Here is a 20,655-nt window from a genome sequence, read left to right on the forward strand (position 1 = left end):
CTATGAAACACCCTAAAACAAAAAAGCCTGCGAAAATTTCGCAGGCTTTTGCACATTGCGTGTAGCGCCCATGAATGCCATCAGGCTTTTGTTGACGAAGTGGGTCACTGGCGAGGCAAGCAGGCAGGTTACTCATTGACGACCGGAGACCGATGCTCCAGCCGTTTGAACCACATCAGTGGCGCTGGTAGGTGCCGATCAGGCGATTCATGCCCAGCAGGTTGGGCTCGACCTCACGCAGCAGCTCATCCAGCGTCAGCCCTTCGGGCAGGGCCGTTTGATGGTCAAGCGCCAGCACCCAGAAATAGTAATGGTGCGTGCCGTGGCCTTCCGGCGGCATAGGGCCTCCATAGCCTTGATTGCCGAAGTCGTTGGCACCCACCGTTCCCAGGGCAGTGTTTTCCTCCAGGCTGCTGATATCTCCCGGCAGGTTATACAGCACCCAATGAACAAACCCGTAGGTGCCTTCCTTGACCAGCGGCGCATCCGGGTCGTGACATACCACGGCGAAGCCTTGAGTGCCTTCCGGCGCGCCCTGCCAGGCAAGCGCCGGAGAAACGTCGTCGTGGTCGGCCGCGTGCTTATCGGGAATCGCCTGATGGTTGGCAAAGGCGCTACTGGTAACGAGCATCGAGGATAGGGCAAACGCCATCTCTGTCTCCTTGATCATCAAGTGAAAGTACGGGACAAGCCTTGTCAAAAAGCGCGGCGCTGTCAATAAGTCGAGCGCTACTGGGGTGGCCACCGCCCCTCACGCTGCAAACGCTTTTTTACCCAGTGGTCGTAGTAACGACGCAGGCCCTGCTTGATACCCGGCAAGCCGATCAGCCAGGCACCGGGATACAGCAGAGGTATGCGCTGCATGAGCAACCGGTAGGCATCGATCCCTTCGATCATCGTGCCGTCATCAAGCTCGATGTGCAGCGAACGCAGAGCAGCCTCCGGGGAGACGCCCTTGTCGCGCAGTTGATCCTGATGCTCGGTCACATCAAGCCAGGCAATCTCCGCTGCCCGCTTGCCGGCCCAGCGCTCGAAGCGCCGCCGTTCCTTGCGACATATGGGGCAAATCGCATCGTAATACACATTGATCATGGCAGTCGTCGACATATAGATTCTGCTCAGTAGGCGAGCGGCCAGTTTGGCACGCCCCGCCAACGACGCAAACCTCAACCGCGCGGGTTACTCCCCATGAAACAACTGCTCATTGTTGCCCATACCCCTTCGCCCAACACCCAGGCGCTCTGCGACGCTGCCTGGCGAGGTGCAACCCATCCCGAGCTTGAACACGTTCGCTGCGTGGTCAAGACACCCTTTGAGGCCGGCCCTGATGATGTGCTGGCCTGCGATGGCATCTTGCTCGGCACGACGGAAAACCTGGGGTACATGAGCGGTGCCCTCAAGGATTTCTTTGATCGCAGCTACTATGGGGTCATCGAAGAACAGCAGGGACTGCCCTGTGCGCTGTACATTCGCGCGGGGCTCGACGGCACCGGCACGCAACGAGCGGTAGACAGTATTGTCACCGGGCTACGTTGGCGATGGGTCCAGTCGCCGCTTATCCTGCGCGGCGACTGGCAGGACGATTTTGTGCCCCAGGTGGAAGAACTAGGGCTATATTTAGCGTTCAGCTTGGAAAACGGCATTGTATAACGCCGCCAAGCCTGCCTTACTGTAAAAAAGCATGTCGCGCCGGCCGTGTCATACAAGTACCTGTCAACACGAGGCGTGCGCTTGCCCTTAGCCATTGCCAATATGTCAGGTAGCCATTTATGCACAAAGTCATCGCGTTTTATGACGACCGCGTACTTGCCCACGAGCCCAATATTGATGCCGATTTTCTACCTGACCGCATCGATAAACGGATTCGGCAACTGCTGTCGGGGCTCTCTGTTCCCTGGAAATACCCGGAACACCCCGGTCGGCTAAAAGCTATCCAGCAGCTACTCAACAAGGCGCCGATCGAGGGGCTCGTCGTCGAGGGTGGCAAAGCCGCCACCCACGAACAGCTGGCCCGGGTGCATACCACCTCCTACCTGAGCGACATCTTTCATTTGAGGGGCAAAAATGCCTGGCTGGATGTGGATACCACCGCCGTGTCACCGGGCAGCGTGGACGCCGCCGAAGTCGCTGCCGGCACCGCCATTGCCGCCGTCGAGGCGGTCATGGAAAAACGTACCCAGAGTGCCTTTGCGCTCGTTCGGCCCCCGGGTCACCATGCCGAGCCCGTGCGGGCGCGTGGCTTTTGTCTGTTCAATAATGTGGCAGTCGCGGCAGCGCATGCGCGCAGCGCCCTGGGGTGCGAAAGGGTCTTGATCGTCGATTGGGATGCCCACCACGGCAACGGCACCCAGGATATTTTCTGGGCCGAGCCCGACGTGATGTTTTTTGATATCCACCGCGCCGCGCCCTTCTATCCGGGCTCCGGCCATCTGCAAGACGTAGGCGCGGGCCTGGCCGAAGGCACCACCGTCAACGTGCCGCTACCGGCAGGCGCCGGAGATGAAGCCTATCTCAAGGCGTTTCGTGACATCCTGGCACCGGCAGCCGACTGGTTCAAACCCGATATCATTCTCGTCTCCGCCGGCTTTGACCCACACTGGCACGACCTGGCCCTCAATGTTTCCTACGACGGGTTTGGCGCCTTGACCGGCTTTTTACAGCAGTTGGCCGAAAAACACTGCGACGGCCGCCTGGTCTTTGTGCTCGAAGGCGGCTACAACCTTGAATCGCTGGCCAACGGGACGCGCGCTGTGCTTGCCGTCCTTGCCGGCCAGACAATCCCAGTCCCGGACAGCTGCGGTATTGCAGAGGTCGAGGCAGCGGCCAATTTCCACCGCAGCGCCTTTCAGGCCGATTAGTCGATCTACCCTCTCGCTCGCGAACAAAAAAAGGCACCCCGAAGGGTGCCGTTTTACGTTCTGACTAACGCCATGGTTATCTAAGGCGTTCAAATACCGTGGCAACCCCCTGCCCCATGCCGATACACATGGTAGCGAGGCCGAGGGTGGTGTCGCGCTGCTGCATGACGTTAAGCAGCGTTGTACAGATGCGCGACCCCGAGCAGCCCAGCGGGTGCCCCAGCGCGATGGCGCCGCCGTGCAGGTTCACCTTTTCGTCCATGACATCCAGGAAACCGAGGTCTTTCAGCACGGGAATGCCCTGAGCGGCAAAGGCTTCGTTGAGCTCGACGGTCTGAATGTCGGCCGCGGAAAGCCCAGCGGCTTTCAGCGCCTTCTTGGACGCTGGCACCGGGCCATACCCCATGATGGATGCATCGCAGCCCGCTACACCGGTGGACACCACCTTGGCAATCGGCTCAAGGCCCAGGGCCTGGGCACGCTCATAGCTCATCACCGCCATCGCCGAGGCACCTACCGACAACGCCGAAGACGTGCCAGCGGTCACGGTACCATTGCGCGGATCAAACACCGGCTTGAGGTTAGCCATGGATTCCAGGCTGGCATCGGGACGAATCACTTCGTCATTCTTGACCATCACCTTGAAGCCTTGCTGGTCGTGGCCTTCGACGGCGATGATTTCGTTGTCGAAGTAGCCGTTTTCCATCGCCGCCTGGGCGCGCTGGTGGGAGCGTACGCCAAACTTGTCCTGGTCTTCGCGGGAGACGCCGTGCATTTTACCCAGCAGCTCGGCGGTCAGGCCCATCATCATGGCGGCTTTCGCGGCGTGCTTGCTGGCTGCGGGATTGACGTCAACGCCGTGGGTCATGGGCACATGCTCCATGTGCTCGACGCCGCCGATGATGTAGAAATCCCCCATACCGGCCTTGATATTGGCCGAGGCGATATGCAGCGCGCTCATGGAAGAGCCGCACAGGCGGTTAACGGTCTGCGCCGGTACCGAGCGCGGAATACCAGTCATGATGGCGGCGTTGCGCGCAATGTTCATCGACTGCTCGAGGGTCTGGTTAACACAGCCCCAGATCACATCGTCGACTTCTGAGGCATCCAGGTTGGCGTTGCGCTGAAACAACGCCTGCATGGCGGCAGCTGATAGATTTTCTGCCCGCACGTTACGAAACGCGCCGTTCTTGGCTTTTGCCATGGCGGTGCGTACGGCGTCGACCACCACGATATCTCTCGGATTCAAACTCATCATATTTCTCCTGTACGTGGTGACTTAGGCCTGAGCGCCTGCGGTGTAGAAACGCTCGCCGCTTTCGGCCATCTGGCGCAGCTTGTCGGTGGGCGCGTAGAGTGGCCCCAGTTCGTCGGCCAGGCCTTCGGCCAGCTTGACGAACTCGGCAACGCCCATGGCGTCGATGTAGCGCAGGGCACCACCGCGGAAGGGCGGGAAACCAATGCCGTAAATCAGCGCCATGTCGGCTTCGGCGGGCGTCGCGACAATACCGTCTTCCAGGCAGCGCACGGTCTCCATGCACAGCGGCACCATCATGCGGGCAATGATGTCCTCGTCGGAAAACGCTTTCTGATCGTTGACAACGTCTTTGATCAAGGCATAGGCCTGATCGTCGCTGACTTTCCTGGGCTTACCTTTTTTATCTTCCTCGTAGGCGTAGAAGCCCTTGTCATTCTTCTGCCCGAGACGCTCGTTGTCGTACATGACCTGGATGGCGGTCTTGCCATCCCGGGCCATCCGATCGGGGAAGCCTTCGGCCATGACCTCGTTGGCGTGAACCGCCGTATCCATGCCGACCACGTCCAGCAGATACGCAGGACCCATCGGCCAGCCAAACTTCTCCATTACCTTGTCGACGTGCTGGAAGTCGGCGCCCTGCTCGACCAGGAAGCTGAAACCACCGAAGTACGGGAAAAGCACCCGGTTGACCAGAAACCCTGGGCAGTCGTTGACCACGATCGGCGTTTTGCCCATGGCACGCGCGTAGGCGACCGTGGCGGCTACCGCGGCATCCGAGGTTTTCTCACCGCGGATTACTTCCACCAGCGGCATACGGTGCACCGGGTTAAAGAAGTGCATACCGCAGAAGTTTTCCGGACGCTTCAGGTTCCTGGCCAGGCGGTTGATCGAAATGGTCGAGGTGTTGGAGGTAAGAATCGTATTCTCGCTTACCATACCCTCTACTTCGGTCAACACGGCGTCCTTGACCTTGGGGTTTTCGACCACGGCCTCGACCACCAGGTCGACATTGCCGAAATCGCCGTAGGAGAGCGTTGGACGAATATTGGAGAGCTTTTCGGCCATTTGCTCAGTGGTCAGCTTGTTACGCTCGACCTGCTTGGCAAACAGCTTGCGAGCTTCCTTGAGGCCCAGCTCGATGGCGTCATCCTTGATATCTTTCATCAGGATGGGCGTGCCTTTCGAGGCGCTTTGATAGGCGATACCGCCGCCCATGATACCCGCGCCCAGCACTGCGGTCTGGTTGACCGGCTGCGCCTGCTTCTCGTACTGGCTGCCTTTTTTCTTGACCACCTGATCGTTGAGGAACAGGCCCACCAGGTTGAACGCCACGCTGCTCAGTGCCAGCTTGGCAAAGGCCTTGGCCTCGATCGCCTGAGCCCGACCACGTTCCTCACCAGCGCCCTTCTGGATTACCTTGATGGCTTCGACCGGCGCGGGATAGTGCGGCCCCGCCTTGCCTGCTACATAACCCTTGGCGGTTTCAAAGGCCATCATCTGCTCGATGGCATTGAGCTTGAGCGGGCTGGTCTTTTCGTCGCGGCGCGCTTGATAGTCGAGCTCGCCGGCATTAGCGCGGTCGAGGATGTCCAGCGCGGCGCTTTCGAGCAGCTCGTGAGCGACGACGGCATCGACGGCTCCCATCTTGAGTGCAGCGTCGGCACGGTTTTCCGTACCGCCAGCGATCCATTCAATCGCATTGTCGGCGCCGATCAGCCGCGGCAGACGCACGCAACCGCCCCAGCCCGGCAGAATGCCCAGCTTGGTTTCCGGCAGGCCAATCTTGGCCTTTTCGCTCATCACGCGAAAATCGGTGGTCAGCAGCACTTCGCAACCGCCGCCCAACGCCAGCCCGTTGATCGCCGTGACCGTGGGGAAAGGCAGATCTTCAATGGCATTGAAAATGTCATGTACCTTGAGGTTCATTTCCACCAGGTACTCTTCGCCTTTATCGAACAGGGTGTGGAACTCGGTAATGTCGGCGCCGACAATAAAGGCTTCTTTGGCACTGCCAATGACCAGCCCCTGCAGCCCGGTTTCTGCCTGAAGGGCTTTGACGGCCTCTCCCAGCTCAGTCACCACGGCGCTGGACAGCTTGTTGACGGACTCATCTTTCAAATCGAAAGTGAGCATTGCGATGTCATTGCCACCTTGGGTGTCACGACGTTCCACCGTGATGGCATTGCCTTGATAGATCATCCGCGCTCTCTCCACAAGTTCGGGCGAACCCCAGCAAAGGGACGCGCCTCGCATTTCATACGGTCGTTTGATTGCGTAAGCTTGGTTGAGTTGCCCAAGAACGTCAAGCCCTGACTTTCGGCTAATTCGCTAATCATATACGACCAGCGCTCCCCGCCATACGTTCAGGCTGATAGGATCATGGCACCTTGATCACCTGGATTATGTTGTTATGAGCACGCTGCTCACACAGACACGCATCGCCGCGCTGCAATCGTTTGTTGAACGCCTCGTCGTTCGTTTAAAACCTTGGGCCTGGCTCTGGCCACCTCTGGCGTTTGCGGCGGGCCTGGGCAGCTTCTTTCTGGTAGATCGGCAGCAGTGGCTGGGGGCCGCCTTGGCGCTGGGATTGCTGTTTGCCTGGCTGTTACTGCTCTCGGAAAGCCTGGTCGGGCGCTGGCTCGCCAACCGCGGCTATCCCACGCTACCCAAGGGGGTCGCGGCCTTTATCGCGCAGATGATCCATCAGGAAACGTTGTTTTTCACCCTGCCGTTCATCCTGATCACCACCGTCTGGAACAGCGGCCAGAGCGTCTTTGCCGCGAGCGTGATGGCGATGGCCGTCGTGTCGATCATCGATCCGCTCTACTACAGGATCGCCGGCAAATGGCGCAGCCTGTATTTCCTGTTTCATGCGATGTGCGTATTTCTGGTAGTGCTGGTGACACTGCCCATCATGCTCCACCTGACCACCGGCGAGAGCCTGTTGCTGGCCATTGCCATCACCCTGGTGACCGCTCTGCCGAGTGTCTGGCACCTCCTGAAACAACGCTCATTGGGCGGCTGGCTATCGTTGCTGGCGATGATGGCATTGCTGGCAAGCCTTGCCTGGTTTGGCCGTGCGTGGGTGCCCCCCGCCAGCCTGTGGATGACCGGGACCGCGCTATCACCGGCACTGAACATACAGCAGCGCGAGCCACGCGGCTCAACGCCCTTGACCCCACAGGCGGTTAAACAGGAGGGGCTGTATGTATACACGGCGATTCGTGCACCGCGCGGGCTGAGTGAAACGATTTCCCACGTGTGGCATCACAACGGCGAACGCCTGGACGTGGTCGATCTGGATATCAGCGGCGGACGCGAACAAGGCTACCGCGCATGGAGCCACAAGCTGAACTTCCCCGAAGACCCTAGCGGGCGCTGGCGTGTGGACATCATGACCGACAGTGGTCAACGCCTGGGGCTGATTCGGTTTACCGTCAGCGATGATGTGAGTAAGGCGACGCTGGCCGATAGCAAGATTCGTGCGGCGGGGATGAGCAAGCTCAACCTTCAACGTTTCATTGCCGGCCGTGACCGCGATGCCGACCCAGACGACGGGGAAGACTGATCACGTCTTGCATTAAGCGCTCGAGATTATGACAATCCCACTATTAACTTTGACTGGTAACTAGCTGATCATGGCATCATCAATTGGTTTTCGCATTGCTCGCCTGCCCCACCTATGGCGTTCGATATTGGACCGACGCTTGGCGCCGCTTGGCCTCACGCAAACGCGTTGGGTGACGCTGTACCATCTCTGGCGTCTGGGCGATGGTCAGCCTCAATGCGACCTGGCCCGCGCCATAGGCGTTGAAGCGCCGTCTCTGGTGCGCACGCTCAGCCAGCTGGAAGAACAGGGCCTGGTGGAGCGGCGCGCTTGCGACAGCGACCGCCGAAGTAAACGTATCTACCTGACGGCTGCCGCCATGCCACTGCTCGAGCAAATCGACAGTGTCGCTCAGGAGGCCAGAAAAGAAATGTTCGAAGGCCTGTCGGAGGCTGACTTGGAGCAGCTGGGCGAATGGCTCGAGCGCATTGAGCAGAATGGCCTTGCCATTCAGGCGCGGGATCTACAGGAAGCGGCTTCCTGACAGATCGGGGGATTGTGAGGCACGATCCGCCTGCCCGGAGAGCTGGTCGCGCAGCTGATTAAAGTCGTCCAGATACGTATCGAAGCGTGTCGCATCTTGAGACTCCCACCACCATAGCGTCAGGGCGTTGGGCGTTGATTCGAGCAACATGGCATCCAGCGGCAGGCGTTCGAGCAGCGCCTTGAGCGGCGCTGCGGCGCCAGGGGGAATCGGCTTCAACGGCGCGACACGCCACCGCCAGCCGGCGTGATAGGGTTCTAGCGCTGCGCTGGCATGCTCGTCACGCACCAGCACGAAGTCCGGACCCGGCTGCTGTTTGGGAAAATGCCAGCGATACGCCGGCATCGTGCCCTTGAAGGCGTGCATCGGCGGCTTTTCTTCCTTGACCGTTACCCCTTTACGACTTGCGTGGTTACGCATGGCCATGGTTCGCTTCTGGCGGGGACTGGGCTTGAGCCACATCACCGGGGCAAACACGAACAGCATGATAAACACGATAATTAACCATTCCATTTCTACATTTCCTTCAAACTGAACCACACTTGAATAGCGAGATCATAAAAACCATGATCCAGGTCGTTGTTAAGATTGGGCATGCCACCTAAAGTAGAGCACATTAGCGTTAGAACACTGCTTGTTACTCACTGAGGAGATACGCCATGAGCTATCACCATATATTGGTTGCCGTCGACTTGACCAAAGACTCGCACAAGATCCTGGAGCGTGCCGTGGCGATTGCCGAGCGCAACGACCAGGCCAAGATTTCCATCATGCATACCCTTGAACCGCTTGGCTTTGCCTACGGCGGCGATATCCCGATGGACTTGACCAGCATCCAGGACCAGCTTGACGACCACGCCAAGAAACGGCTGGCTGACATTGCTGCGCCCCACATCGCTGAGGAAAATCAACACGTGGTGGTGGGCATGCCGGACACCGAGATTCACCGCTTTGCCGAGGAGCATGGGGTCGACTTGATCGTCGTCGGCTCCCACGGTCGCCACGGGTTTGCGCTGCTGCTGGGCTCCACCTCCACCGGCGTTCTGCACGGTGCGCAGTGCGACGTGCTGGCAGTTCGCGTCGGCAAGAAAGGCGAAGAAAGCGACGAATGAGCTAGCACCTTCTATCGCTCAGCCAAAAGGCGCCCCAGCGGCGCCTTTTTATTGTTCAGCCCTGTTCGCCGTTGGCCATGGCTTCGAGCGCCATCCAGCGCTCCATCGCGGCTTCCAGCGCTTCCTGTGCCTGCTCCAGCGCCTGCAGCCTAGCGGTCACAACCGTCGACTCCTGCTGATAGAACGCTGGATCACCGGCTTCTTTTTCCAGTGCTTCCACGTCGCTTTCCAGGCGCTCGATCTGCGCGGGCAGCTCATCCAGCTCCCGCTGCAGTTTGTAGGAAAGCTTGACGGGTTTAGTCGCCGGCGCGGCCGGCGTGCTGGGCTTTTCTTTTGCAACGCTCGAGGTGGGCTCGGTGTTTTGCCGGGCCGCTCCTTCCCAGGGCGCGGGCGGCAGCTTGCCTCCCTGACGGATCCAGTCGGTATAGCCACCCACGTATTCGCGTACCACGCCGTCGCCTTCAAACGCCAACATGCTGGTGACCACGTTATCCATGAAGGTCCGGTCGTGGGACACCAGCAGCAACGTGCCCTCGAAGTTGAGCAGCAGTTCTTCGAGGAGTTCGAGGGTCTCCATGTCCAGATCGTTGGTGGGCTCATCAAGCACCAGGACGTTGGCCGGCTGGGTAAACAGCTTGGCCAGCAACAGGCGGTTTGACTCGCCCCCCGAGAGCGCTTTCACCGGCTGGCGTACGCGGTCGGGCGTGAACAGGAAATCCTGTAGATAGCTCATCACGTGGCGGTCCTTGCCGCCTACGCTAACCCGGTCGCTACCTTGGGCCACGTTATCGTAGACGGTTTTTTCAAGCTCGAGCCCCGCGCGCAGCTGATCGAAATAGGCCACCTTGAGATTGGTACCCAGTTGCACCGTGCCTTCAGTGGGCTCGATTTCGCCCAGCAGGATCTTGAGCAGTGTGGTCTTGCCCGCCCCGTTGCGCCCCAGGAAGCCAATCCGGTCGCCGCGCATCACTTCAAGATTCAGATCACGGATAATGGTGTCATCGCCAAACCGCTGACTGACGCCTTTCAGCTTGACGACGCGCTTGCCGGTTCGTTCACCGCTATCCACCGACAGATTGGCGGTGCCTTGCCGCTCACGGCGCTGACTGCGCTCATTGCGCATTGCCTCGAGCGCCCTCACCCGGCCTTCGTTACGCGTCCGGCGCGCCTTGATGCCCTGGCGAATCCAGACTTCTTCCTGCGCCAGCTTTTTATCAAACTCGGCGTTTTCCCGCGCTTCGACTTCCAGTTCGTGCTGTTTACGCGCCTGGTACTCGGCATAATCACCGGGATAGCGCCCCAGCTTACCGCGATCCAGTTCCAGAATATGGGTCGCCAGTTTGGAAAGAAACGCCCGGTCGTGGGTGATCAGCAACACGGCGCCGTTAAAGGCCAGGAGCTGTTCTTCCAGCCAGGCGATGGTGTCCAGATCCAGGTGGTTGGTCGGTTCGTCTAGGAGCAGCAGGTCGGGTTCGGCAACCAGAGCACGGGCCAGCGCTACGCGCCGCCGCCAGCCGCCGGAAAGCGCGCTCATCTCGGCCTCGGGGGGCAGCCCCAGACGGGTCAGTACAACATCGATGCGCTGGTGAAACGACCAGCCGTCAATGTCTTCCAGACGGCTTTGCAGGGTCGCCATGCGATTCATGTCGGGGTCGGGGTCGTTGATCAGATGCTGATACTCGGAAAGCAGCTCCCCCGCCTCCGGCAACCCTTGGGCGACCATGTCAAAAATCGTCATGCCGGAGGAGTCGGGCAGTTCCTGAGCGAGCACACCAATCTTCAGGCCAGGCGCGCGCCAGATCGAGCCATCGTCGGCCTGAATATCACCGGCAACCAATTTCAGCAGAGTGGACTTACCGGTGCCATTGCGCCCGACTAGTGCCAGCCGCTCGCCTCTCTCAACCGTGAGATCGGCGCGGTCGAGCAATACCTGGGTGCCGTAGGCAAGTTGCAGCTGTTCGAGTCGTAACAGGGTCACGCAGTGTCCTCCTTCATTATGAGGCGCACAGTGTAACGTATGCGCGCCCCCGGTGGGGGAACCATCGATGCCTTGATCACACGCCAGACGAACACTGGTGACTCATGCGCTATATGTCGCTGCGTATACGTTTCTTGTCCAGTTTGCCCACGCTGGTTTTGGGGATTTCATCAACGAAGCGTACCACTTCGGGAATGGCCCAGCGATTCAGTTTCCCCTGCTCGACAAATTGCGCTAGAAACGCCTTTACGGCATCGCTGGTCGGCGGATGATTCAGGTCGGTCGGCACGACCAACGCAGCGGGACGTTCGCCCCACTTATCGTCCGACACCCCAATAACGGCCACTTCCGCGATGCCCGGACACTGGCTGATATAGCTTTCCAGCTCCAGCGACGACAGCCACTCGCCGCCGGTCTTGATCACGTCCTTGATGCGATCGCTGATGGCCAGAAAGCCATGCTCATCAATCGAGCCGACATCACCGGTGTGCAGCCAGCCTTCGCGCCATAATTCAGCGCTGCGGGCTTCCTCTTTGTAATAGGCCTGGGTCAGCCATGGGGCTTGCACACGCACTTCGCCGACGCTATGGCCGTCATGCGGCAATGCCTGGCCGTTTGTATCCGCCACCTGTAACTTGACGAAGGGTATCGGCAAACCGGCCTTGCAACGCCAGGGCAGCTGCGTTTCGATATCGGCCTGCGTGACGTCCCCGGGCAAAATACCGGCAGTGAGCAATGGACAGGTTTCCGACATGCCGTAGGCGCTGCGGGTATCAATCCCCAGCCCCCATGCTTTACGCGCCAGCGATTCGGTTAGCGCACTACCACCCACCAGCACTTTCCAGCCCGACAGGTCAACTTGTTGCGAGGCAATGGCGTCTGCGCTGACCACCATGTTGAGCAGCGTCGGTACACAATGGGAAAAATCGACGTTTTCGCTGACCAGCAGCTTGATCAGCATATCCGGCTCGTAGCGACCCGGATAGACCTGCGTTGCCCCCAGCAGCGTTGCCGTGTAAGGCACCCCCCAGGCGTGCACGTGGAACATGGGGGTAATGGGCATATACACTTTATCGCGATTGAGCAGCTCAAAACCTGGCGCCTGGAACGTGCTGGCCTCGGCCATGGTATGCAGAACCAGCTGACGATGGGTGAAGAAGACGCCTTTTGGATTTCCCGTCGTACCGGTGGTATAGAACAGTGTGGCGACAGCATTTTCATCAAAGCTGGGAAAGTCGTAGTGCGTGGGCTGCTGACCGAGCAAGTGCTCGAACTCGCCGACTAGCGGCAAAGACGTCTCGAGGGGCTGCGGCGTCTCTTGGCAAAGCAAATAGCCACGCACTTGTGTCAGCTCGTCGGCCAGCGGCTCAAGCAGCGGCACAAAGTCTTCATGCACGATCACGAAGGCGTCTTCGGCATGCGCCATGGTATAGAGAATCTGCTCAGGCGCCAGGCGGATATTCACGGTGTGAAGCACTGCACCGATCATGGGAATGGCAAAAAAACATTCCAGGTAGCGATGACTGTCCCAGTCCAGCACCGCCACCACGTCACCGGCCTTGACGCCCTGCAGGGTTAATGCATGGGCAAGCTGGTGCACCCTCGCCTGAAATTGCCGGTAGTCATGGCGACGCTGATCACGGTAGACGATCTGGTTGTCCCCGGCCATGCGAACCCCGGCTTCCAGCAACTCCCCAATCATCAAGGACGGATTGGTTGCGGAAGCCGCAGCGGGTAATATCTTCGGCGTCACTGCGGGCATAAATACTCCTGCGAACTTGTTGTTGTCGAGTGCGATAGCATCCATTGCGCCCACCGTCAGAAAGGCCATGCATTGACGATAACCGACGTAGGCATCATCGGCCTTACAGCGCTACTTGATTCAATCACATCGCTGTCGCGGTTGGTAAGCCCTGTATTCCAGGCGTCGCTGACGGCTGTTCCCACACCATTAGTCGATATCCACGCATACCGTTACAATAGCGCTTTACGATTCTGGACGGGAGTGACCCTTGGCTAGCCCATATGTGGACGACTTTTTACCCGAGGCATTGCAGTTTCGCCCCAGCGTACCGCTGGTCGACATCGGCGCGAACCTGACACACGACAGCTTTGATCGCGACCTCGACGCCGTTGTTCAGCGGGCTCAGGCGGCCCAGGTGAGCACCATGATCGTGACCGGCACCGATATTGCGCACGCAGAACAAGCCGTTGAGCTGGCCAAGCGCTACCCTGGCCTCTACGCCACTGCCGGGACACACCCCCACGATGCGAGCCAGTGGAGCGACGAGGTAGCCCGTCGCATGGCCTCGCTGCATGCCCTGCCCGAGGTCGTTGCCGTCGGCGAATGCGGGCTGGATTTCAACCGCAACTTCTCAACGCCCCAGGAACAGGAAAAGGCCTTTGAGGCCCAGCTTGCCCTGGCGGCAGAAAGCGGCTTACCGCTGTTTCTCCATGAGCGCGATGCCGGGCCACGCATGCGCGACATACTCCAAGCATGGCGGGACGACATCAGCCAGGCGGTCGTGCATTGTTTTACCGCTGACCGGGATACGCTATTTGGCTATCTCGACCTAGACTTGCATATAGGCTTGACGGGCTGGATCTGTGACGAACGGCGCGGCCACCATCTACGCCCGCTGGTCGGCGAGATACCGCTGAACCGGCTGATGGTGGAAACCGATTGTCCTTACCTGCTGCCGCGGAACCTGCCGGCCAAGTTGAAAGGGCGTCGGCACGAGCCCGCCCTGCTTCCGTGGATAGTGAGGGAGCTTGCCGAATGCCTCGGTATCAGCGACGCTGAGTTGGGAATGGCAACCGCCGCAACCGCCCAGCAATTTTTCCGAATCGATACAGAACGTTAAAAAGGAGTTACCGCGTGGCCGACTACCCAGGATTTATTGCCATTGAGACGGGCGACGATAATGGCTTGCCGCTGGCTATTGCCTGGTCCCTGCCAGACGGACGTATCAAGCAGACCCTGATTCAGCCGGACGATAGCTGGATCGATGAAGATACCAACGTGATGGGCGCCTACAGCATCGAGGAGCTTGAAAGTCTCGGCCTGAGCCCGCTGGACGTCATCCGCGAGCTGGAAAACGATCATTTTTCCGAGACGCTGTACACCAGCGATAACGGTGATGATGAAGCCGCCCTTGCACGGCTGTTCGATACCTACGGGCTTGACCCCTTTGTCGAACTGGCGCCCGCCCCGGTGCTCTACGAGCGTATCGGCGCGAGCGAGTGGCATCGTTTGAGAAGCGATACCTTTAGTGATCTCGGTCTGGAACCCATGCGCCCCGAACATGAGGTTGAGGTCATGCTGTCGCTGCACCACCGACTGACGGAAGAGGATTAAGGGTCGGCGTCTTGCAGGCTCTTGTCGAGAATCGCTTTACCCTGGCGAATCGCCGCCTCGAGTGAATCCTGGTGGCGATAGTAACGTGCCAGTGCCCAGCAGAAGGCGTTGGCCCTTAACGGCAGCCCCTGCTCCCTGTAGTAGGCTGCGCGCGCGCTCACTTTTTCAGCAAAGGCGTCACGATCGACCGCAACATCGCCACCGAGGTTATCGACGCTGACATGGAATTCGCGACCGCTCGCGTCGGCAAATAGTGACTCAAGGGCTTGAGGGGCGATTTCAGCCTTTTCAAAGGCAAGCTGCTGCTCGGCATTACGCCCGTCCGGCAGATACCAGTAACCATAGTCTTCCTGTTTGCGCCGCTCGGCGCCGGCAATGCACCAATGGCTTATTTCGTGCAAGGCGCTGGCGAAAAAGCCGTGGGCAAAGATAATTTGATGGTAAGGCGTCTGCTCATCCGCCGGGCGGTATAGCGGCTCATCCTCGCCTTTCACCAGACGGGTCTGATAACGCTCGAAAAAAACCCCGTCGAACAAGGCAATCACCTCGCCAAGCGTCCATAGCGGTTGAGTAATGCTCACATTTGCCTCATTAACAGCATAAGTTTATTCATTATACCTGCTAATCTAACGGGTTTTGAGGGCCATATTGCTCAGGAGTCCAGGTGTGGGTCGTGTGTTGAATAGATTCCGTTCTGTTTACTGGTTTGAAACGCGTCAGCTGGTGAGGCTCGCGCTACCTATCTGCGGCGCCCAGCTCGCCCAGGCGGGCATGAGCGTGGTCGACGTGATGATGACGGGCCGCCATAGCGCCACTTCGCTGGCGGCGGTATCGGTCGGCTCCAGCCTGTGGATGCCACTGATGCTGTTCATGACGGGTACGCTCATGGGACTGACGCCCATTGTGGCCCAGTTGCTGGGCGGGCAGCGTCATGGCGCAATTCGACCGGCAGTGCACCAGGCGCTCTGGATCGCTCTCGTGCTCGGTCTGCTTTCTGCCCTGCTGCTCTGGTCAATGGTGAGGCCCATCTTTGGCATGATGGACGTACCTGGCCAGGTCGCCCACGCGTCCGCCGGTTATCTTGCCGCAGTGGCATTTGGCATGCCTGGCATTGCCCTCTTCCAGGCGCTCAGGGCGTTCTCAGACGGCATGAACCATACCCGTCCCGCCCTGTGGATCAGCTTGATTGGCCTGACGATCAACATCCCCGCCAACTACGCGTTGATCTACGGTGGCGACGGCCTGGTGAGCCTGCTGGGGCCATGGTTACCCGATGGAGTGCAGCAGCTGCCTGCCTTGGGAGCGCTGGGGTGCGGTATTGCCACGGCACTTTCCATGTGGACCATGGCCATCGCCATGGCGATCTACACCCACCGCACCCGTCACTATCAAGGCATTCAACTGTGGCAACGACTGGCGCTTCCCAAATGGCGCGGCATTCGCGAACTGCTGGTAGTCGGTGTTCCCATCGGCGTGGCCATCTTCGTTGAAGTCACCCTATTCACCTTGATCGCGCTGTTCATCGCCAGTTTTGGCGAGGTCACGGTCGGTGCTCACCAGGTCGCGCTGAGTTACACCACCATTCTGTTCATGCTGCCCATGTCGCTCAGCATGGCGCTGACGGTGCGGGTCGGCAATACGCTGGGACAACAGCGTATGCACCATGCGCGCCTGGTTGCCTGGAACGGCATCGGGGTCAGCGTTGCGGTGGCTGTCCTGAATAGTCTGGTACTCTGGATAACCGCAGCGCCAGTGATTACGCTTTATACCTCCAATCAGGCGATACAGTCCCTGGCGCTGTCGATCATCGCGCTGGCAGCCATCTTTCAGCTGTCCGACTCGCTTCAAGTGAATCTGGCAGGCGCGCTGAGAGGTTATAAAGATACCCGCGTGGTGATGGCGATTACGGTATTGTCCTATTGGCTGGTGGGCCTGGGAGGTGGCCACTGGCTGGGTGCCCAGGGAATGGGCGGTTTCTGTGCGCCCCTGGGGGTTCACGGCTACTGGATCGGCCTCATTGCCGGCTTGAGCACGGCGGCCATTCTGCTGGCTTGGCGTCTGCACGCCATTAGCCGTCGGTACATCAGCGATCAGGAATCAGCATGAAACGTTATTCTCGAGCAACGCTGCAATGGCTATTGCCGTTGGCGCTGTTAGGTTGTGGCGGCCACCAGGCGGAAGCACCCTGGGAAACTTACCATCAACAGCTGGCAGACACCCTGGGCAACGGGCCGATCGCGTCATCCTCACCGCCCAACATTGCGGCTTTTCCCGAGCAGGAAGCGCGCTTGTTTGAAATCGACGAAACCCGCGATTCGCTGCTCAACGTCTATGCATTGCGCGAATGTGAAATCACCTCGTTAGTGGCCGCTCGCAATAACCAACTAGGCAAGGTCGCACCGCCCAGTCAGCAATGGCTATATGAACGGACACTTTGGCAACGCCTGACCTTATGCGAGACAAGTGAGGTGCCTGACACGCTAAGTGAGGAAAACCGTGAACGGCTGGAACGTTTGACAGCGGTCAAGACGGCGCAGCTACCTTATGTCAGCTGGAATGCTATTTTTGACTCCGACGAGTGGAAAGACAGTTTTGCGCGCGCCAGTCACCCATTGAATATCGATGCCTTACCGGATATCGACCCCCAGCTGAATGCCCTGCGTTACCTGCAGCGCATGGTCGACAATCAGTTCAGCCTCGCCTGGCATCAGGATTCAGCGACCCTCGAACAACACCTGAACACCCTTCGGGCACGCCCCCTGACCGCCGAAGTACTGCGTACCCTCATGCTGGCAACTCAGCGATTGAACGAGGCCAGCGACTACCTCAACCAGCACTCGGCGCCAAATGGGGCTTGCCTGCCGAACTGGAATCAACAGCGCCTGGACGCCCTGTCAGATGTAGCACAACGCTGGCTGACGGCCGTCAATCGTTTAATCACCCGGCAGCCCATTTCGCCACCGGAAGCAATTCAGGCATACCGGTCAGAGTGGCTGTCGCTTGAGACTTCCAGCGCTCCCTGGCAACAATTCCAGACGGCCAGGGCTACGCACGAACGCGCCAGATCGGAAATTTCCAATTGCGCGCCTGATTAAAACGCTGTTTTCCTCTTAACCTTCGGGCCAACCTGTGCTATTGGTAATTCATGCGGCAAGCATCGATTCACCTGCTTTGCCAATGTCGTGGCCACGCAGCACTAGGAGGGACATTATGGGCGTACCCCTGTCACCCCGCTCTGCCCAGGTCATCGACCTGGAATCTGTTCGTCAGCGTCAACAGGCGCGTAAAACGCTTGTCCGCCTGGCACCGGAGTTGGATGGATTGGAAATGGTGTATCAGTTGGCGTCCGACCCGGACAGCTACTACGGTATGCCGCTGCTTGCCTGGGGCCTTAGAGAAGATGGGCACATCGTCGGGTTGGTGCCCTGGATGGAACAGCTCACCGATTGTCAGACGCTCCACAGCCATGAAAATGGACGTTTTATTGGCTATCGTGACCCCGAAACGGAAGAAATCTTCGATACTCCGCCCGACCATAAAGCCGATGAGCTTGCCTCTGCCGCTGACTATTTCGAGTATGAACCCTCTGGCGACGTCACGCTTATTCAGCAATTACCCGATACGTTGGGCACTCATGCGCTGTGCATGAACCGCTCCGACGCCCCTTGGCACATGAAACCCGTCTACGGCTGGCGACTCTACAGCGATGGCAGCGTCGATGCGCTGCTTGCGGATGAAGATAAAGCCACAATGACGCCCATTCTGCTGGGGGATGACTGCCTGTACAGCGCCAAGTCCATGCATCAAAGCGTGTACTTCTTTCAGCGTCATATTGCCAACCGCATCATGGAAGAAGACCCGGCAACGCTTGACGCACTGTCAATGGTCGTTTTAACGCAGCAGTAAGCCCATGCACGGGTTAGCGCCCTAGGGCCTGACCCGTGCTGCCTACGCATTCATTATGCCAAGCGTATAAAATAATAATACTGCTCGGTGTCTGAAGCCTGACTGACCAACTCATGGCCCAGGAATTGGCAGAATTTAGGCACATCACGCGTGGTTGCAGGGTCTGTTGCAATGACTTTTAATATATCCCCAGACGCCATGTCGCGTACTTTATTATGCATCAACATAATGGGTTCAGGGCAATACAGGCCGCTTGTGTCCAGTACCGCATCATGGTGTGGCGCATCGTTTATAACGTCAGACATCGATATCCTCAAAGCTGAGATTTAACCTATGATCAAAATCATCATTGAACGGCGTATTATGCCCGGTCTTGAAGAAGAATATGAGCAGGCCGCCCGCGAAGCCATGCGTATCTCCCTGGGGGCACGCGGATTTGTTACCGGCGAAAGCCTGGTGGAGATGGGGCATACGGATCGTCGCTTGATGATTACCAAATGGCGTGACTTGCGCGCCTGGAACGAATGGCACGGCAGCGAAGCGCGAGCCAGTGCCATGCAACGAATTCTACCGCTACTGACAGAAGACGAAACCATCCGGATCTACGAAGCCAGTTACTGAACATTAATGCGTCAGCCTTACATGCACCGTCACCTCTTCACGATCATGATAAAGATGCCGACAGGCGATATCTGCCGATACGTTGGCTTCAGACAATGCCTCGGTTAACGTCGCCAGACAGCGTGATACTTCTTCCCAGCGCTTTTTCATGGGCAGCTTCAGATTGAAGATGGCTTCCCGACACCATTTTTGCGTCAGCCATCGCTCAACCATGGCCAGCACCCGCACCGGCTTATCAACAATATCACACACCAACCAGTCCAGGCGCTGCGGGGGCGCCCACGTAAAGCCATCTTCCTTTAAATGATCGATTTGCCCCGTCCGCATCAATTCGGCATCCATAGGCCCATTGTCGATGGCATAGACGTACATCCCCCGCTGGACGAGCTGCCACGTCCAACCGCCTGGTGCGGCCCCCAGGTCGGCTGCCTGCATATGACCTGCCAGACGAACGTCCCATTCATCACGCGGTATGAACTCGTGCCACGCCTCCTCAAGCTTGAGGGTGGAACGACTGGGCGCCCTTGAAGGAGAACGCAGGCGCCGGATGCCGTTGATCAGCTCGCTTCTGTTGCCGGGAAAGCTGATCCCCAGCTGCACACGGTCACCTTCGGTCCAGAAAATATGCAGCCGACGCCCACCGGCTTTACGCCTCAGCGCGCCACGCTTTTTCAGAATGCTTTCCAGCGGTTTTGTGAGTGCTTTGATCAAGCCTGACAGCGCTTTACCATCATTAGTGTCCGGCGTTTCGTGCCAGATCTCCTCAAAGTTCCAACGGCTGGCTTTCACCTGTTCAACCATACTGGAAAGACGGTCATCTCGGGACAGGTTGAGTGCCGGTAACGCCGCAAGGCTCTGCCGCGCAAAAATCAGCCTCTGAAACGCAGCTTGGCGATGCAGCATATTCACTGGCTCGCCGTCCAAGCGGGTAAGACACGCCCAGCCATCGCCACAAGACGGCTCGCAGGAGACACCCTGCTGATCCGCGTGATGCTGCATCTCCGCAAGCGTGTCGCTCTCGAACCCTGGGCGACAGTAAACTAACCACGACGTGGGGACTACTTCCGTCACTTAGACCTTCCTATCCAACCGGTTGAACATGCCTGCACAGTATTCCGCTAAACCCCGTCATCATAACCCATCTCACTGTCAGACTCGCGCCCTGCGTCCCGCTAACGCGGTTCCCACTTGCCGAGGGCAACCGAGTTTATAAAGACCTTTTTGTGTCTTTCGCACAATAAAAAACCCCGAACACGCTGTGTTCGGGGTTTTGGTATAGGTGCCTGACGACTCGGCCGGCGCTCCGGGGGGCGGCCTTCCGCTACTCTACTTGGGAGACCCCTAAAGACAAAGCCCCGACCAATTGGCCGGGGCTTTGTTAAATAAGTGCCTGACGATGACCTACTCTCGCATGGGGAGACCCCACACTACCATCGGCGCGAAGCGGTTTCACTGCTGAGTTCGGCAAGGGAT

21 protein-coding genes and 1 rRNA gene are annotated in these 20,655 nt (G+C 58.6%); 11 read left to right on the top strand and 11 right to left on the bottom strand.

The annotated features are described in order from the left end of the window. Positions 1-175: 175 nt before the first annotated feature. Positions 176-652, bottom strand: coding sequence for a YbhB/YbcL family Raf kinase inhibitor-like protein (locus QC815_RS07345; RefSeq protein ID WP_230447842.1), 477 nt, complete (start codon positions 650-652; stop codon positions 176-178). A 77-nt stretch (positions 653-729) separates the two neighbouring features. Further along, entirely contained in the window at positions 730-1,107 is a 378-nt protein-coding gene (locus QC815_RS07350; protein WP_230447841.1) for a thiol-disulfide oxidoreductase DCC family protein, read from the bottom strand. 81 nt (positions 1,108-1,188) lie between these two features. Between QC815_RS07350 and QC815_RS07355 the strand changes: the two genes are divergently transcribed. Together QC815_RS07355 and QC815_RS07360 are read left to right on the top strand one after the other, a co-directional pair. Continuing rightward, a complete protein-coding gene (locus tag QC815_RS07355; RefSeq protein WP_230447840.1) occupies positions 1,189-1,650 on the top strand; it encodes a flavodoxin family protein in 462 nt (153 codons plus the stop codon). A 119-nt stretch (positions 1,651-1,769) separates the two neighbouring features. Beyond that, positions 1,770-2,858 carry a histone deacetylase family protein gene (locus QC815_RS07360; protein ID WP_230447839.1) on the top strand — a complete coding sequence of 363 codons (1,089 nt, stop codon included), beginning with the start codon at positions 1,770-1,772 and terminating at the stop codon, positions 2,856-2,858. A 76-nt stretch (positions 2,859-2,934) separates the two neighbouring features. On the opposite strand, the gene fadA is transcribed toward QC815_RS07360, so the two are convergent. Continuing rightward, positions 2,935-4,113 carry an acetyl-CoA C-acyltransferase FadA gene (fadA, locus tag QC815_RS07365; RefSeq protein ID WP_268902815.1) on the bottom strand — a complete coding sequence of 393 codons (1,179 nt, stop codon included), beginning with the start codon at positions 4,111-4,113 and terminating at the stop codon, positions 2,935-2,937. A 24-nt stretch (positions 4,114-4,137) separates the two neighbouring features. Continuing rightward, positions 4,138-6,315 carry a fatty acid oxidation complex subunit alpha FadB gene (gene fadB, locus QC815_RS07370; protein WP_230447837.1) on the bottom strand — a complete coding sequence of 726 codons (2,178 nt, stop codon included), beginning with the start codon at positions 6,313-6,315 and terminating at the stop codon, positions 4,138-4,140. A gap of 211 nt (positions 6,316-6,526) precedes the next feature. On the opposite strand from fadB, the gene QC815_RS07375 reads away from it, so the two are divergent. Both QC815_RS07375 and slyA read left to right on the top strand, forming a co-directional pair. Next, on the top strand, positions 6,527-7,684 hold the full coding sequence (locus tag QC815_RS07375; protein WP_309767814.1) for a DUF5924 family protein: 1,158 nt from the start codon (positions 6,527-6,529) through the stop codon (positions 7,682-7,684). Between the two features lie 70 nt (positions 7,685-7,754). After that, entirely contained in the window at positions 7,755-8,207 is a 453-nt protein-coding gene (gene slyA / locus QC815_RS07380) for a transcriptional regulator SlyA (protein ID WP_230447835.1), read from the top strand. Here the strand turns inward: slyA and QC815_RS07385 are convergent. Then, complete coding sequence (locus tag QC815_RS07385) at positions 8,187-8,720, bottom strand: preprotein translocase subunit YajC (RefSeq protein ID WP_230447834.1); 534 nt, start codon at positions 8,718-8,720, stop codon at positions 8,187-8,189. The two genes, slyA and QC815_RS07385, sit on opposite strands and share 21 nt — an antisense overlap. 146 nt (positions 8,721-8,866) lie before the next feature. Between QC815_RS07385 and QC815_RS07390 the strand changes: the two genes are divergently transcribed. After that, positions 8,867-9,319, top strand: a complete 453-nt coding sequence (locus QC815_RS07390) for a universal stress protein (protein WP_230447833.1) — start codon at positions 8,867-8,869, stop codon at positions 9,317-9,319. A gap of 55 nt (positions 9,320-9,374) precedes the next feature. Here QC815_RS07390 and QC815_RS07395 read toward each other — a convergent pair whose 3' ends face one another. After that, on the bottom strand, positions 9,375-11,297 hold the full coding sequence (locus QC815_RS07395; protein ID WP_230447832.1) for an ATP-binding cassette domain-containing protein: 1,923 nt from the start codon (positions 11,295-11,297) through the stop codon (positions 9,375-9,377). A gap of 109 nt (positions 11,298-11,406) precedes the next feature. Then, complete coding sequence (locus tag QC815_RS07400; RefSeq protein ID WP_309767817.1) at positions 11,407-13,059, bottom strand: fatty acid--CoA ligase; 1,653 nt, start codon at positions 13,057-13,059, stop codon at positions 11,407-11,409. 250 nt (positions 13,060-13,309) lie between these two features. On the opposite strand from QC815_RS07400, the gene QC815_RS07405 reads away from it, so the two are divergent. After that, entirely contained in the window at positions 13,310-14,161 is an 852-nt protein-coding gene (locus tag QC815_RS07405) for a TatD family hydrolase (protein ID WP_230447830.1), read from the top strand. A gap of 14 nt (positions 14,162-14,175) precedes the next feature. Beyond that, positions 14,176-14,655: a hypothetical protein gene (locus QC815_RS07410; protein WP_230447829.1), complete on the top strand. Its 480-nt coding sequence runs from the start codon at positions 14,176-14,178 to the stop codon at positions 14,653-14,655. On the opposite strand, the gene QC815_RS07415 is transcribed toward QC815_RS07410, so the two are convergent. Further along, positions 14,652-15,236 carry an elongation factor P hydroxylase gene (locus QC815_RS07415; RefSeq protein ID WP_309767820.1) on the bottom strand — a complete coding sequence of 195 codons (585 nt, stop codon included), beginning with the start codon at positions 15,234-15,236 and terminating at the stop codon, positions 14,652-14,654. The two genes, QC815_RS07410 and QC815_RS07415, sit on opposite strands and share 4 nt — an antisense overlap. A 94-nt stretch (positions 15,237-15,330) precedes the next feature. On the opposite strand from QC815_RS07415, the gene QC815_RS07420 reads away from it, so the two are divergent. The 3 genes from QC815_RS07420 to QC815_RS07430 all read left to right on the top strand — a co-directional run bounded on the left by QC815_RS07420 (position 15,331) and on the right by QC815_RS07430 (position 18,561). Continuing rightward, positions 15,331-16,761, top strand: a complete 1,431-nt coding sequence (locus QC815_RS07420; RefSeq protein WP_422828593.1) for an MATE family efflux transporter — start codon at positions 15,331-15,333, stop codon at positions 16,759-16,761. Then, a complete protein-coding gene (locus tag QC815_RS07425; RefSeq protein WP_230447826.1) occupies positions 16,758-17,750 on the top strand; it encodes a DUF3080 family protein in 993 nt (330 codons plus the stop codon). The genes QC815_RS07420 and QC815_RS07425 overlap by 4 nt, the downstream gene beginning before the upstream one ends. Positions 17,751-17,865: 115 nt before the next feature. Then, positions 17,866-18,561 carry a hypothetical protein gene (locus QC815_RS07430; protein ID WP_230447825.1) on the top strand — a complete coding sequence of 232 codons (696 nt, stop codon included), beginning with the start codon at positions 17,866-17,868 and terminating at the stop codon, positions 18,559-18,561. Positions 18,562-18,614: 53 nt separating this feature from the next. Here the strand turns inward: QC815_RS07430 and tusA are convergent, their stop codons facing one another. Further along, complete coding sequence (gene tusA / locus QC815_RS07435; protein ID WP_230447824.1) at positions 18,615-18,866, bottom strand: sulfurtransferase TusA; 252 nt, start codon at positions 18,864-18,866, stop codon at positions 18,615-18,617. Positions 18,867-18,894: 28 nt separating this feature from the next. Here tusA and QC815_RS07440 point away from each other — a divergent pair, with 28 nt between their 5' ends. Then, on the top strand, positions 18,895-19,182 hold the full coding sequence (locus QC815_RS07440) for an antibiotic biosynthesis monooxygenase family protein (RefSeq protein WP_230447823.1): 288 nt from the start codon (positions 18,895-18,897) through the stop codon (positions 19,180-19,182). Positions 19,183-19,185: 3 nt separating this feature from the next. Here QC815_RS07440 and rlmM read toward each other — a convergent pair whose 3' ends face one another. Together rlmM and rrf are read right to left on the bottom strand one after the other, a co-directional pair. After that, the gene (gene rlmM / locus QC815_RS07445; protein WP_230447822.1) at positions 19,186-20,253 is read right to left on the bottom strand and encodes a 23S rRNA (cytidine(2498)-2'-O)-methyltransferase RlmM; all 1,068 of its coding nucleotides are present in this window, start codon (positions 20,251-20,253) and stop codon (positions 19,186-19,188) included. 317 nt (positions 20,254-20,570) lie between these two features. After that, positions 20,571-20,655 (bottom strand): 5S ribosomal RNA (gene rrf / locus QC815_RS17365); the annotation flags it as partial.

The sequence above is a fragment of the Vreelandella gomseomensis genome (assembly GCF_031451645.1).
GTDB lineage: Bacteria > Pseudomonadota > Gammaproteobacteria > Pseudomonadales > Halomonadaceae > Vreelandella > Vreelandella gomseomensis.

Excerpts from the sequence above, each read along its gene's own strand:
- QC815_RS07345 (WP_230447842.1), bottom strand. The coding sequence starts at position 652 with ATGGCGTTTGCCCTATCCTCGATGCTCGTTACCAGTAGCGCCTTTGCC.
- QC815_RS07350 (WP_230447841.1), bottom strand. The coding sequence starts at position 1,107 with ATGTCGACGACTGCCATGATCAATGTGTATTACGATGCGATTTGCCCC.
- QC815_RS07355 (WP_230447840.1), top strand. The coding sequence starts at position 1,189 with ATGAAACAACTGCTCATTGTTGCCCATACCCCTTCGCCCAACACCCAG.
- QC815_RS07360 (WP_230447839.1), top strand. The coding sequence starts at position 1,770 with ATGCACAAAGTCATCGCGTTTTATGACGACCGCGTACTTGCCCACGAG.
- fadA (WP_268902815.1), bottom strand. The coding sequence starts at position 4,113 with ATGAGTTTGAATCCGAGAGATATCGTGGTGGTCGACGCCGTACGCACC.
- fadB (WP_230447837.1), bottom strand. The coding sequence starts at position 6,315 with ATGATCTATCAAGGCAATGCCATCACGGTGGAACGTCGTGACACCCAA.
- QC815_RS07375 (WP_309767814.1), top strand. The coding sequence starts at position 6,527 with ATGAGCACGCTGCTCACACAGACACGCATCGCCGCGCTGCAATCGTTT.
- slyA (WP_230447835.1), top strand. The coding sequence starts at position 7,755 with ATGGCATCATCAATTGGTTTTCGCATTGCTCGCCTGCCCCACCTATGG.
- QC815_RS07385 (WP_230447834.1), bottom strand. The coding sequence starts at position 8,720 with ATGGAATGGTTAATTATCGTGTTTATCATGCTGTTCGTGTTTGCCCCG.
- QC815_RS07390 (WP_230447833.1), top strand. The coding sequence starts at position 8,867 with ATGAGCTATCACCATATATTGGTTGCCGTCGACTTGACCAAAGACTCG.
- QC815_RS07400 (WP_309767817.1), bottom strand. The coding sequence starts at position 13,059 with ATGCCCGCAGTGACGCCGAAGATATTACCCGCTGCGGCTTCCGCAACC.
- QC815_RS07425 (WP_230447826.1), top strand. The coding sequence starts at position 16,758 with ATGAAACGTTATTCTCGAGCAACGCTGCAATGGCTATTGCCGTTGGCG.
- QC815_RS07430 (WP_230447825.1), top strand. The coding sequence starts at position 17,866 with ATGGGCGTACCCCTGTCACCCCGCTCTGCCCAGGTCATCGACCTGGAA.
- tusA (WP_230447824.1), bottom strand. The coding sequence starts at position 18,866 with ATGTCTGACGTTATAAACGATGCGCCACACCATGATGCGGTACTGGAC.
- QC815_RS07440 (WP_230447823.1), top strand. The coding sequence starts at position 18,895 with ATGATCAAAATCATCATTGAACGGCGTATTATGCCCGGTCTTGAAGAA.